The organism is Streptococcus parasuis (genome assembly GCF_021654455.1).
Lineage (GTDB): Bacteria > Bacillota > Bacilli > Lactobacillales > Streptococcaceae > Streptococcus > Streptococcus parasuis.
Genome location: NZ_AP024276.1, coordinates 1,892,159 through 1,904,331, shown reverse-complemented (window position 1 = coordinate 1,904,331; position 12,173 = coordinate 1,892,159). Strand labels below are relative to the sequence as shown.

The 12,173-nt window shown below is 39.9% G+C and carries 16 protein-coding genes; 10 read left to right on the top strand and 6 right to left on the bottom strand.

Features of this window, described 5'->3' with window-relative positions; translation table 11 throughout:
- The first annotated feature begins 59 nt into the window (after positions 1–59).
- Genes tsaE through lytR form a run of 3 tightly spaced genes read left to right on the top strand, consistent with a single transcriptional unit; the run spans position 60 to position 2,192 of the window.
- On the top strand, positions 60–500 hold the full coding sequence (tsaE, locus tag L6410_RS09590; protein WP_032512128.1) for a tRNA (adenosine(37)-N6)-threonylcarbamoyltransferase complex ATPase subunit type 1 TsaE: 441 nt from the start codon (positions 60–62) through the stop codon (positions 498–500).
- Entirely contained in the window at positions 493–1,020 is a 528-nt protein-coding gene (locus L6410_RS09585; protein WP_024392610.1) for a GNAT family N-acetyltransferase, read from the top strand. Before tsaE ends, L6410_RS09585 begins: the two co-directional genes overlap by 8 nt.
- On the top strand, positions 1,017–2,192 hold the full coding sequence (lytR, locus tag L6410_RS09580) for a glycopolymer--peptidoglycan transferase LytR (protein ID WP_024392611.1): 1,176 nt from the start codon (positions 1,017–1,019) through the stop codon (positions 2,190–2,192). The genes L6410_RS09585 and lytR overlap by 4 nt, the downstream gene beginning before the upstream one ends.
- 141 nt (positions 2,193–2,333) lie before the next feature.
- Here lytR and L6410_RS09575 read toward each other — a convergent pair whose 3' ends face one another.
- Both L6410_RS09575 and L6410_RS09570 read right to left on the bottom strand, forming a co-directional pair.
- Positions 2,334–2,636 carry a hypothetical protein gene (locus L6410_RS09575; RefSeq protein WP_024392612.1) on the bottom strand — a complete coding sequence of 101 codons (303 nt, stop codon included), beginning with the start codon at positions 2,634–2,636 and terminating at the stop codon, positions 2,334–2,336.
- Between the two features lies 1 nt (position 2,637).
- Complete coding sequence (locus tag L6410_RS09570) at positions 2,638–3,051, bottom strand: HIT family protein (protein ID WP_024392613.1); 414 nt, start codon at positions 3,049–3,051, stop codon at positions 2,638–2,640.
- Positions 3,052–3,113: 62 nt separating this feature from the next.
- On the opposite strand from L6410_RS09570, the gene L6410_RS09565 reads away from it, so the two are divergent.
- From L6410_RS09565 to L6410_RS09535, 7 genes are all read left to right on the top strand, one after another.
- Positions 3,114–3,848, top strand: coding sequence for an ABC transporter ATP-binding protein (locus L6410_RS09565; protein WP_024392614.1), 735 nt, complete (start codon positions 3,114–3,116; stop codon positions 3,846–3,848).
- Complete coding sequence (locus L6410_RS09560; RefSeq protein WP_237395402.1) at positions 3,845–4,885, top strand: ABC transporter permease; 1,041 nt, start codon at positions 3,845–3,847, stop codon at positions 4,883–4,885. Before L6410_RS09565 ends, L6410_RS09560 begins: the two co-directional genes overlap by 4 nt.
- Positions 4,886–4,934: 49 nt before the next feature.
- Positions 4,935–5,729 (top strand): cell cycle regulator CcrZ, encoded by a 795-nt coding sequence (gene ccrZ, locus L6410_RS09555; protein WP_024392615.1) that lies wholly within the window; start codon positions 4,935–4,937, stop codon positions 5,727–5,729.
- On the top strand, positions 5,726–6,364 hold the full coding sequence (gene trmB / locus L6410_RS09550; RefSeq protein WP_024392616.1) for a tRNA (guanosine(46)-N7)-methyltransferase TrmB: 639 nt from the start codon (positions 5,726–5,728) through the stop codon (positions 6,362–6,364). The genes ccrZ and trmB overlap by 4 nt, the downstream gene beginning before the upstream one ends.
- Positions 6,365–6,566: 202 nt before the next feature.
- Positions 6,567–6,755, top strand: a complete 189-nt coding sequence (gene rpmB / locus L6410_RS09545) for a 50S ribosomal protein L28 (protein WP_001140948.1) — start codon at positions 6,567–6,569, stop codon at positions 6,753–6,755.
- Between the two features lie 301 nt (positions 6,756–7,056).
- Positions 7,057–7,911 (top strand): helix-turn-helix domain-containing protein, encoded by an 855-nt coding sequence (locus L6410_RS09540; protein WP_024392617.1) that lies wholly within the window; start codon positions 7,057–7,059, stop codon positions 7,909–7,911.
- 109 nt (positions 7,912–8,020) lie between these two features.
- Positions 8,021–9,151 carry an ABC transporter ATP-binding protein gene (locus L6410_RS09535; protein WP_024392618.1) on the top strand — a complete coding sequence of 377 codons (1,131 nt, stop codon included), beginning with the start codon at positions 8,021–8,023 and terminating at the stop codon, positions 9,149–9,151.
- 411 nt (positions 9,152–9,562) lie between these two features.
- Here the strand turns inward: L6410_RS09535 and L6410_RS09530 are convergent, their stop codons facing one another.
- The 4 genes from L6410_RS09530 to L6410_RS09515 are packed head-to-tail and all read right to left on the bottom strand — an operon-like array spanning position 9,563 to position 11,642.
- Entirely contained in the window at positions 9,563–10,915 is a 1,353-nt protein-coding gene (locus tag L6410_RS09530) for an IS66-like element short variant transposase (protein ID WP_172006064.1), read from the bottom strand.
- On the bottom strand, positions 10,869–11,075 hold the full coding sequence (locus L6410_RS09525) for an IS66 family transposase (RefSeq protein WP_105126552.1): 207 nt from the start codon (positions 11,073–11,075) through the stop codon (positions 10,869–10,871). The genes L6410_RS09530 and L6410_RS09525 overlap by 47 nt, the downstream gene beginning before the upstream one ends.
- Positions 11,076–11,125: 50 nt before the next feature.
- Positions 11,126–11,476, bottom strand: coding sequence for an IS66 family insertion sequence element accessory protein TnpB (gene tnpB / locus L6410_RS09520; protein ID WP_024407179.1), 351 nt, complete (start codon positions 11,474–11,476; stop codon positions 11,126–11,128).
- Complete coding sequence (locus tag L6410_RS09515; protein WP_024404060.1) at positions 11,457–11,642, bottom strand: hypothetical protein; 186 nt, start codon at positions 11,640–11,642, stop codon at positions 11,457–11,459. The genes tnpB and L6410_RS09515 overlap by 20 nt, the downstream gene beginning before the upstream one ends.
- Positions 11,643–12,173: the final 531 nt, after the last annotated feature.

Genomic DNA, 12,173 nt, shown 5'->3' with positions numbered 1-12,173 from the left:
GTTTGGGATTTTCTGGTCTGCTTATGACAAACAAATTGGCCTATGGTATAATGGAATGTATGTTAAGTCGAAATGAAAATGAATTGATTTCAATTGGTGAAAACCTCGGTAGTGTTTGTCAAGCGGGACAAGTGATACTGTTATCTGGAAATCTTGGTGCTGGAAAAACAACATTGGTAAAAGGTATTGCGAAGGGTCTTGGCATTGAGCAAATGATTAAAAGTCCAACCTATACTATTGTACGCGAATATGAAGGACGTCTACCGTTATTTCATTTAGATGTTTATCGAATTGGAGATGATCCTGACTCTATTGATTTGGATGATTTTCTTTTTGGTGACGGCATTACTGTCATCGAATGGGGAGAGTTATTGGATTTAACTTTGTTCGATGATTATCTAAGAATTTACATTGAAAAGGTTGAAGAAGGTCGCTCTCTGTCTTTTGAAGCCTTTGGAAGACAAAGCCAAAGTTTACTTTCGGAGATTCCAAATGCGTAGAAAAGAGATTGAATTTTGTGAAGCAGATCCCAGTGATGCGCAGGCGTTTATCCATTTTATGCATCAAGTAGCCTCAGAAACAGATTTCTTGGTCATGGACGAAACGGATTTTGCATATCATCAAGAGCAGATGGAAACGATTTTTGCGGCTGGGATTGAAAATCCTAGGGAAATCCATTTGCTGGCAAAACTAGAGAATGAGGTTATAGGTGCAATAACTGTTAAGTCTTCTAAACAATTTCGAATTAGCCATATTGGAAATATCTTTATTGCAGTTAAGAAAGAATATTGGGGTCATGGAATTGGCACTATACTCTTAGAAGAAGTTTTGCATTGGGTACGGGAAATTGGTTTGCTGAGCCGATTAGAGTTGACAGTCCAAATTCGCAATCAAGCTGCAGTACATCTTTATAAAAAATTAGGATTTCAGATAGAAGGAACTCAATATAGAGGAGCTAGAACTGATCAAGGGGAATGGCTAGATCTCTATTATATGGGTATGTTGATTGGTGATCTATGAAAATTTGGAAAAAAATAGTCTTGATGTCCTTGTCGATTTTCTTATTGACAGTGGTAGCCGCTGGAGTTTACGGCAATAGTTTATTGGGCTTTTCGCTCGGGGAAATTTCAAAAACATTTAAATCTTTGGATAATAATGATGATTCGATTCAACCAATTGATGCGACAGAACCATTAACCATCTTGTTGATGGGGGTTGATATGGACCAGGCTTCTCGCGGGGGACAATGGGAGGATGGCCGTAGTGACTCTATGATTCTTGTTACGCTCAATCCAACTACAAACACTACTACAATGATGAGTCTGACGAGAGATATCATGGTTGAAATTGCAGAGCCAGATGGTACATCCAGTGGGACAATTGAAAAACTAAATCATTCCTATAGCTATGGACAAGCTCCGATGGCAATTGCGACGATTGAAAAAATGATGGATATTACCATTGATCGCTATGTTGAGATTAATATGGATGGTCTTGTTGAATTGGTTGATGCAATTGGTGGAATCGAAGTAAATAATACTTTGGGATTCCCAATCTCAATTTCGGAACATGAACCAGCTTATACTGCAGTTGTTCCGGAAGGAAAATCATTAGTAAATGGTAATCAAGCATTGGTTTATTCCCGAATGCGTTATGATGACCCTGAAGGTGATATAGGTCGGCAAAGACGGCAACGAGAAGTGATTACCGCTATCGTGAAGAAGTTGTTAAATTTAGATGGATTAACACAATACAAAAAAATTCTGACAGCTATTTCAAATAATATGCGGACAAATATTGAAATTACGACTTCGACTATACCATCGCTTCTGGGTTATAAAGATGCTTTATCTAATCTGGAATCGTATCAATTGCAGGGTGAGGATCAGATGATTAACGAACTCAGCTATCAATTGCCTACTAGTGAGCATCTGTTGGAAATGCAAAATGTTTTGAAAGCATCGATTGGGCAACCAACTGCTACTGATTTAGTGACAAATGTTCAAGTGAATGAAAGTATGATGTACCTTCCAAGTCCAGTTAATGTATATAATGCATATACAAATGAATTGGTGCTTGAAGCAAGTCCTTGGGTCCAAACGTCAACTGAAGATTCGACCACATATGATACGACAGCAGAGATGAATTCAGAAGCCACAACTACAGATACCTATAGTTCAGAAGGGGAATAAGCTCAGATACTATCGTTAAAGAAATCGGGCAAAACTCACTATGATTTAAATTTGCATAACAAAAATAGCTTTGAATCAACGTTTTTGATAACGTAATTCAAAGCTATTTTTTTGTATTAAGACTTTTTACCCAGATTTCTATTATTTTTGGGGGTCTTTTGAAGCGTATTTTTCTTGGATAGTTTTGATCTCTTGTAAGTTGCCTGCTATACTTTGTTGGTAGATGCGTGTTTTATACTGGAGATCAGCTGTTAATTCTTGCAAAGGTTTTTGAAAACTTTGGATAATGGCTAGTTGATGCTGGATATTCGATTTGCTGGTCTGAATATCAGTCAGGAGTTGTTGTGTCTCCTTGACTTCTTTTGAAATTTTTTCTCGGTTGGTAATAGCAAGAAAGGTTGCACTGGCAGCACCTACAGCCACTATTATATTGCTAAGTTTCATCTTATTCTCCTAAATAGAGGCTTTGCGCTAGCTGGGCTAATGCTGGGAAATCAGGTTCGTTGGTCTTGAAATGGATTTCCAGTCCGTCTTCTTTATCGTATCGTGGTAAGAGATGGATATGGGTATGAAAGACAGTCTGACCAGCCACTTCTTCGTTATTATTGACAATATTTAGGCCATTAGCACCAAGTGTCTCCTTCAAATGACTGGAGATAGTAGGAATGACAGAAAAGAGTGTAGCTGCTGCTTCTGCGTCCATATCAAGCATATTGCGGTAGTGTTTCTTAGGAACAACTAAAGTGTGTCCTTTGGTGACTTGGGTGATATCTAAAAAGGCAAGGATATGGTCATCTTCATAGACTTTAGAAGCTGGGATTTCTCCAGCAATAATTTTACAAAAAATACAATCTGACATAATGACAACCTCTTTCTAGAATTTTTGATATAATAATTATATCAAATTATAGGAAGAAATGTATGTTAGAAGTAAAAAATATTACAGGAGGCTACATCAATATTCCCGTATTGAAAGATGTATCTTTCACTGTTGAGAATGGTCAGTTAGTTGGCTTGATTGGATTGAATGGTGCTGGGAAATCAACGACGATAAAGGAAATTATTGGCCTTTTGACTCCTTATCAGGGAGAAATTTTAATTGATGGGAAAAGTCTTGTACAGGATGCGGAGAATTATCGGAAGAAAATTGGCTTTATCCCTGAAACACCTAGCTTGTATGAGGAATTGACGCTTAAGGAACATTTAGAGGTAGTAGCTTTAGCCTATAATTTGACTTGGGATCAAGCCTGGAGTCGAGTTCAGGGGTTGTTAACGATTTTTCGGTTGGATGAAAAGTTGGACTGGTTCCCTGTTCATTTTTCTAAGGGAATGAAACAGAAAGTTATGATTATCTGTGCTTTCATGGTGGAACCGAGTTTGTTGATTGTTGACGAGCCGTTTTTAGGGCTGGATCCTGTAGCGATTTCGGACTTAGTAAACCTATTAGAAGAGGAGAAAGCTAAAGGAACTTCAATTCTGATGTCTACTCATGTTCTTGACTCAGCCGAGAAAATGTGTGATTCTTTTGTTATCTTACATCAGGGGCAGGTTCGTGCGACAGGGAATTTAGAGGAATTGCAACATGCCTTTAACATGAAAGGTGCAAGTCTCAACGAAATTTATCTGGCGTTGACACAAGAAGGAGTGGCCAGATGAAGGCAGTATTTCAACAACGCAGAAGGGACTTCCTAACTAAATGTTCCAAGTATTTGCGCTATGTATTGAATGACCATTTTGTGTTAGTGCTAATGGTATTTATCGGCTTTTTAAGCTTGCAATATCGGCAATTACTACTGAATTTCCCTGAAAACTCCCTGCCAATCTATTTGCTACTTCTAGTGGTCAGTTTGTTGGTGTTATTTTCTGGGAAAATCGCCACTTATTTGGAAGAGGCAGATGAGATTTTCCTTTTACCAAAGGAAAAAGAAGTTCTACAAATTATCCATGTAGCAGCTAGACGGAATTATATCCTCTGGTCTGGAATTCAGGTGCTGGTACAAATGTTATTGGTTCCTATTTACTTAATGTTGGGTTTAGCTGTTTGGATGATTGTTTGCTATATCCTTTTGTTGTTGGGGCTAAAATACATTCTAGTCAAGCACCAAATGGCACAATATCAGTCACAGGGAGTGTTGGATTGGTCCAAAGCCATTCAGGATGAGCAGAAGAGAAAACAGTCAATTTTGCGTTTCTTTTCCCTGTTTACCACTGTGAAAGGAATTAGTGTATCTGTTAAACCGAGAACCTATCTAAATGGGATATTGCGCCTTGTGCATGATCAACAAACGTGGTTTTATCTGTACCTACGTGCTTTTATGAGGGCAGGGGATTACTTAGCCTTAGCATTGCGCTTGCTTTTGTTAGCCATCTTATCATTGGTTGCGATTGACGAATCATGGTTGTCAATTGGCTTGGTCCTCATTTTTCATTATTTACTCTTGTTCCAGTTGCTAGGGCTCTTCAGGCATTATGATTATCAATATTTGACTCAGTTATATCCGTTGGGAAAAGATGAAAAAAGGCGTGGTTTCCAAAAGGTTCTGCGTATTGTACTTTACGGACTTTTAGGAATCGAAGTGAGTTTAGCTCTGCTTTTCTCTAAAGAGAGTATAATGGTGGTGCTATTACTGTTGGTTGGGATTTTTTTGCAAGAGGGATATTTACCAGCCAAATTAAAAAAATTGATTGACTAAATAGCTGAAAACTAGTAAAATAGTAAGGAATTTTTCAAGGAGGAATGGCATGCAGTTTGATACCAGTGGGCTACAATTACAGTCTATTGCAGGGAATAGTGGCAAGGCGTTCAAAGGCCAACGGTCAGACGGAACGCCAGTGTTTGTGAAGTATGAAATGCCTCCTATTGTTTCAGTTTTGGCACGGGAACAAATTACCCCACCGATTTTATCAGCAAATCGTGAGGCAGGTATGGGGCATAGGGTTGAGCAGGAGTGGCTGAATGGTAGGACGTTAGAACGTCAAGATATGGGGAGTAAACAGGTGCGTCAGATTCTAGTGCGCATGCACTATTCTCGTATTTTGTTGAATCAGGCTCTTCAGATGAATTATACTTATATGGAACCACAGGATTTGGTACATCGTTGGCAAAAAGAAGCGCCAGCTCGATTGGCACAAAACACATATTTGCAATCGATTTGTCAAGATTTGTTAAATCATTTACCTAATTTCCGTCAAGAAGTAGCTACTTTTGTCCATGGTGACTTACATCATACAAACTGGGTAGAAACAACGAGTGGATTAGTATACTTGACTGACTGGGAAACAGCTTGTTTGACGGACCGTATGTTAGATGTTGCTTATCTGTTAACGCATTATATTCCGCGTCATGAGTGGAAAGGATGGCTTCAAGCATATGGGTACAAATACAATCAAACCGTACTCAGTAAGATCTATTGGTATGGTCAGCTTGGGTATTTAAACCAAATTGTGAAGCATGTTGAAAGCTACAACGTGCTGGCAGCAAACAAAGAAATATATGCTCTGCGTCAATTTCGTCAGAGTTTCAAGAAAGATATATGAGAGTTAGAAATCGAAAGGGAGCTAGTGAGCTCTTAGCAACCAATCCTCAGTTTGTTATTTCCAATCCGGAAGAATGTAAGGGGAAGTGGGCAGAAATTTTTGGGAATCATAACCCTATTCACATTGAAGTCGGGTCTGGAAAAGGTCGTTTTGTGACAGGAATGGCTGCACAAAATCCAAATGTGAACTATATTGGGATTGATATTCAGATGACCGTTCTAAGCTATGCCTTGGATCGAGTTCTGGAAGCAGATTTACCGAATATAAAGTTATTGCAAGTAGACGGTTCAAGTTTGACAAATTATTTTGCGCCAGCAGAGATTGATAGATTGTACTTAAATTTCTCTGATCCATGGCCGAAAAAACGTCATGAGAAACGTCGCTTGACCTATAAGACATTTTTGGACACCTATAAAGAAATACTACCTGAACGTGGGGAAATTCATTTTAAAACGGATAACCGTGGATTGTTTGAGTATAGCTTGGCTAGCTTTTCACAGTACGGTATGGTATTGAAGCAGGTTTGGTTAGACTTACATGCGGACGGCTTAGAAGGCAATATTATGACTGAGTATGAGGAAAAATTCTCAAACAAAGGTCAGGTCATTTACCGAGTTGAGGCTATTTTTCAATAATCTGTTGTTTTAGAGCTGTCTTTAAATCTAGATGTCCTATTGATTTTCAATAAAGTAATAGCTGATGAAAAGTCGATGTTGCCAGTAGCCCTTGTAAAATATTAAAAAAAATCCTTGCCAACCACTCTATTTTTTGGTAGACTAGTATGGTATGTGGTGCTAGCACATCCGTAATATTTGATCAAATGAGGAGGAATATACAATGGCTAAAGTATGTTATTTTACTGGTCGTAAGACTGTATCTGGTAACAACCGTTCACACGCAATGAACCAAACTAAACGCGCAGTTAAACCAAATCTTCAAAAAGTTACTGTTTTGATTGATGGTAAACCTAAAAAAGTTTGGGCATCAGCTCGTGCACTTAAATCAGGTAAAGTTGAACGTGTATAATATTAAAGAGCCGTAAGGCTTTTTTTTATTTCGTTTATCATGTTTTGACATAAGGAGATGTAGGTTGAATCTTGACGTTGTGTTGCTTTTGAAGGATAATAGAGTTATATTCAATGAAAATCGAAAGTAGAAATAATGGCTTGTTGGCAATCGCTTTTTTCAATGGTTAATGGTCGGGTTCTTTGCCGATTCCATTCATCAAAGACGCTTGCCAATGGTGCATTTTGATTTTTAAAGAGTAGGAATGGTGATGGAAAGTATGGGTAGCAATCCTTTTCCAAAATAATAGAGAGGAAGTGCAATGGATAGAGACAGTGTATTAGCCTTTTTCCCACAGGGGAGATGGAACGAAAGAAACGCAAATGGAGATGATGTTACCATTGATGTGCCGGGAATGGGCTATTTTTCTTTGGATAGGATGACATTGACTGAAAGGGAGAAACTGTTGATTGAGCTATTGCAGAATCAAGCAGAAACATACGCTCGTTCTCCTTGGCAATCCTATTTTGAAAATGACGGCATTCGACCAACAACCTTTAGCCTATTGCAAGTCCTTCATGTACATATTTGGTCATCAATTGATCAGGAGGGGCAAACGGCTTGGTTGGATATGATGAAGCAACTATTACCAAATCTTCAAGCAAGCTATTCTCCGGAGTCTAACCATCATATTTTTATTTTAGACCAATCGACCTTGTTGGATGTTCGAGAAATTTTAGGAGACACGCTCGCCACTATGGAGTTTGATTTTGGACTTCGTATGACTATTTTTCTTGGTCAGTTGTGGCCTGAATGGCTAGAGTCACAGTGGCCACTGTTAGTTCAAGCTGAGCAAGATCTGTTTAGAAAGTGGTGTGCTGGTCATCAACAATCCTTCCTCTTGACATTTAGCTATCTGTATTTGTGGAGCGGGCAGTCTTACCCTCAGCTACAATCGGGATTGAGGCAGTTGATTTCAAACCAACAGATGGAAGCGATCGTTGAGGCTCTTTGGGAAGAAGGGGCAGTGTTAACAAAAGCAGCTCAGAAACTTTACATACACCGAAACACTTTGCAATATCGGCTTGATAAATGGCAGGAGATGACAGGTCTTCAATTGAAAGATTTAAATGATTTAGCTATTTGCCATCAGGCTATCTTGGGAATCAGTATTTAATCTTTTGTGCAAGTTGTACAAAAGATTTTTTTCTTTTTGTTCAACTTGACCTAGCATTTAAAAACGCTTTCATTTACAATATAACTATCAAAGAAAGTGAGGCTTGAACATGGTTCAACTTAATTTAAAAAACATTTATAAAAAATATCCAAATAGCGAACACTACTCAGTTGAAAACTTTAACTTAGATATTAAAGATAAAGAATTCATCGTATTCGTAGGTCCTTCAGGCTGTGGTAAATCAACTACTCTTCGTATGATTGCTGGTTTGGAAGATATCACAGAAGGTGAAGCATACATTGACGGCGTATTGATGAACGACGTTGCTCCAAAAGACCGTGACATCGCTATGGTATTCCAAAACTATGCGCTTTATCCACATATGACTGTATTTGACAATATGGCTTTTGGTCTTAAATTGCGTAAATACAGCAAGGATGAAATCAAAAAACGTGTTGAAGAAGCAGCGCAAATCCTTGGTTTGACTGAATTCTTGCAACGCAAACCTGCAGATCTTTCTGGTGGTCAACGTCAACGTGTTGCCATGGGTCGTGCTATCGTCCGTGATGCTAAAGTATTCTTGATGGACGAACCATTGTCAAACTTGGATGCGAAACTTCGTGTATCCATGCGTACTGAGATTGCTAAAATTCACCGTCGTATTGGTGCAACAACTATTTACGTAACGCACGACCAAACAGAAGCGATGACATTGGCAGACCGTATCGTAATCATGTCTGCTACGAAGAACGAAGCAGGTACAGGTACAATCGGTCGTATTGAACAAATCGGTAGCCCTGAAGAACTTTACAACCATCCAGTTAACAAGTTTGTTGCTAGCTTCATCGGTAGCCCTGCTATGAACTTCTTTACAGTTACCCTTCAAGATGGTGTCCTTATCGGAGATGGTTTCAAAGTAGATCTTCCAGAAGGTCGTCGCAAACACTTGGAAGAAAAAGGCTACAATGGTAAGTCATTTACATTGGGTATCCGTCCAGAAGACATTAAAGCTTCTCAATTGGAATTAGATACTTATCCATCATCTATCGTAGAAGCTGAAGTTGTAGTATCTGAACTTCTTGGTGCAGAAACAATGTTGTATTCTAAAGTTGGAAATACAGAATTTGTATCTCGTGTAGATGCGCGTGATTACCACAATCCAGGTGAAAAAGTTCGTCTTACTTTCAACCTCAATAAAGCACATTTCTTTAATGATGAAACAGACCAAGCAATCGTTTAATCATGATTGATGGCATCAAAATACCCCGTCACTGACGGGGTATTTTTTGAGTACGACGGGCATGTCGTACATCTGAGGTGAAAGTCCTCCGTGGGCACCCGCTACCGGTGAACCCAATAGCGACTCCCAATCCTGACTATCGCGAGGTAGCGGATTAAAACGGTCTGGGGAGAGACCGTTTTAAGTCTGACGCTAGAAACCAAGATCGTCAGAGGAAGGGATAGCGAAATCGTGGCGCTACGAACAGAAACGTGATACAAAGGCGTATATAGCGGATAAGGTGGCTTCAAGCACCAAAGTCCAAAAAGGTAGTCGTAACCTATATGCGTAAATCACGAGTGTAATGTAAGCGCCCAATAACAAAGTATATTGAAAAAGGCTCCAAAGTCCTGTCGACTCTGGAACCTTTTTCTATTTACATGCTCTTTTAATTTTTTCCTTCCATGGCAAATAAGCCTCTAGCACCTCTTTTTTTGCGAGCGTCTCCTCGTTAGGTAAGTGTTCTAGAAGATAGGTCATATATTTTTCTGCATCAAGGCCATGTCGTTTAGCAGTTTCCAAAAGACTCAGAATGACAGCTGTCGATTTGGCTCCCTCAAAGCTCTGAGAGAATAACCAATTTTTTCTGCCAATCACTAAGGTCTTCATTGCCCTCTCAGCCATATTGTTAGACAAGACTAAGTCACCGTCCGAGAGAACGGTTCGGAAAGTGGTTTCGTAGTTGAGGCTATACTCTATTGCAGTGCCCAATTTGGAGCCTGGCAAAACAGATTGCTCACGACACCAGTCAAAGAATTCGTCCATCAAGGGAGCCAACTCTGTCTGGCGTTTATGCAGTCGCTCCTCGCTAGACAAGTCAGCCCAGTCATTCTCTAAGGCAAATAGGCGGTCGCAATAGGCTAATCCCTTGGCTCCTAATGAAGTCTTGTCGGTCTTCTTAGGAGTCGCCTCAAAAAACTTTCGTCTGACGTGAGCCCAACAGCCAACCAGCTGAGCCTTGTCTAATTGACGATAAGCACTCCACATGTCACAATGAACGTAGCCCGCATAGTCCCCAAGAAATTTCTCCACAACTAAGCCACTCCGTCGTTTGTCGTGATGATAGAGGGTGATACCCTTTTTCTCATGCTTACCAGACAAGAAGGTCCAGTAGAAGGTTAACTCACTATCATTTTCTAAGACCTTGTAGGAGGTCTCATCCGCATGAAGAATAGGCTGCTCCAACAATTTCTCGTGCAACAGGTCATAAATTGGTTCGAAATAATACTGACTAGACTTGATGTGCCAGTTGGCTATTTCCTTCCGACTGATTGGCAGACCAAGCTTATGCCAGTCCTCTTCCTGACGGTAATTGGGCACCTTAAGATTGAACTTCTGATGAATAGTATGGGCGATAATAGAAGCCGAACCCAAGCTGTGTGCCAAAGGTGCCTTAGGAACGGGAGCCTTGATAATCTTATCGCTTAGATTCTTCTGACTACATGCCTGACACTTGTATGCGTGTTGAACATGGTCAATCCGCTTTAATTGTGCGGGAATAAAGACCAACTCTTGTCGTTGAACAGTAGAACCAATCTCTTTCAACTGTCCATGACAGTCTGGACAAGTGCAGTCTTCACCCTGCAGTTCGTGATGAACAATCTCTGGAGTGAACTGACTAAAAATAGCCTGACGAACTCCCTTAGCTTTCTTGCGTTTATAGGTAATCGTTTCTGTTTCAACTGGGTAAGTCAGCTTCTTCTTCAGGGAGACTTTCCTCCCCAAACAAGCTCAGCTGACCGGGTTGATACACAACCTTCTCTGATGATTTTCCGTAGAGTTTCTGTCTCAGATACTCAACCTGTTCACGAAGGAGAGTGAGTTCATTAGCCATCATCTCTATCGTTTTTGACTGTGTTTCAATAATTTTTTCTAGTGATGACATAACCAATCTCCTTCTTTTTGTCTTATTATACACAAAGAAAAGCCATGATTTCAATAGAAATCACGACTTTTTGAAACATTTATTTTTGGACTGATAGAAAAACCTTTCATGAGCCAGTCCACCTGTTCGGAAGTGAGGGCTTTAACCTCCTCTTCATTGTTTGGCCAGGTCAATTTCCCATTTTCAAAACGTTTATACAATAACCAAAATCCCTGTCCATCCCAGTAAAGAGCTTTGAACCGGTCTTTTCGACCTCCGCAGAAGAGATAGACCTGACCTGAAAAGGGATCCAGATTGAATTGACTTTTGACAAGGTAGGCGAGAGAATCAATCCCTTGACGCATATCTGTTTTCCCGCAAACCAAATAGACTTGACCTAAATCACTGAGCCGGATTGTCATAGAACAGTACCTTATCCAAGATTGTTTCCAATACCTCTTGGTTGATAGAGTGAAAGAAAGTGAGTTCTACTTTTTCGAGACGAATTTTCATCAGAATCTCATTTCTACTTTTCTTTTTAAAGCGTCGTGATTTGGGAACAGTCAATGGGACAATGGGTTGTGACATAAAAAAATCCTCCAGTTTTTTTATTACAGTATACTGGAGGAGTGAATGATTGGATAGGTACCTTGTTATGGGGCGCTTACAGTGTAATTGAATTCGGACTAAGGTCAGTGTGAAAAAGATAATTCCTCCTAGAGTCACTGGACTCTTCGTCAGAATTCCTATTTTCACTTAGACCTTTTACGTCCTCATATCTTGTCTAAACGAGGAAAGATGTACAACTTATCCCGTGAGGTCTCATGGGCGTCAAAAAGACGTAGTAACAACGAATCATGAGAAGTACCCTCGCCTATTGTTGTCATCAACTCATTCTTAGTTGGACAACAATGGCTGGGGCAGACTCTCAGCCGAGGTCATAGTAGCGATGAAGTTTCTGTAATGGAAACGGAGCGAAGGGCTGAATATTTCAACAGTCAGGGGAGTGACTGTTGAAAGTTTGACATTGAAAATAAAGGCTGTCAAACCGAAGTATACCTACTTCACTCGTGTCTGTAAAGAATGGTCTGATAGAACTGGAGGCGGTCACGTATTGAC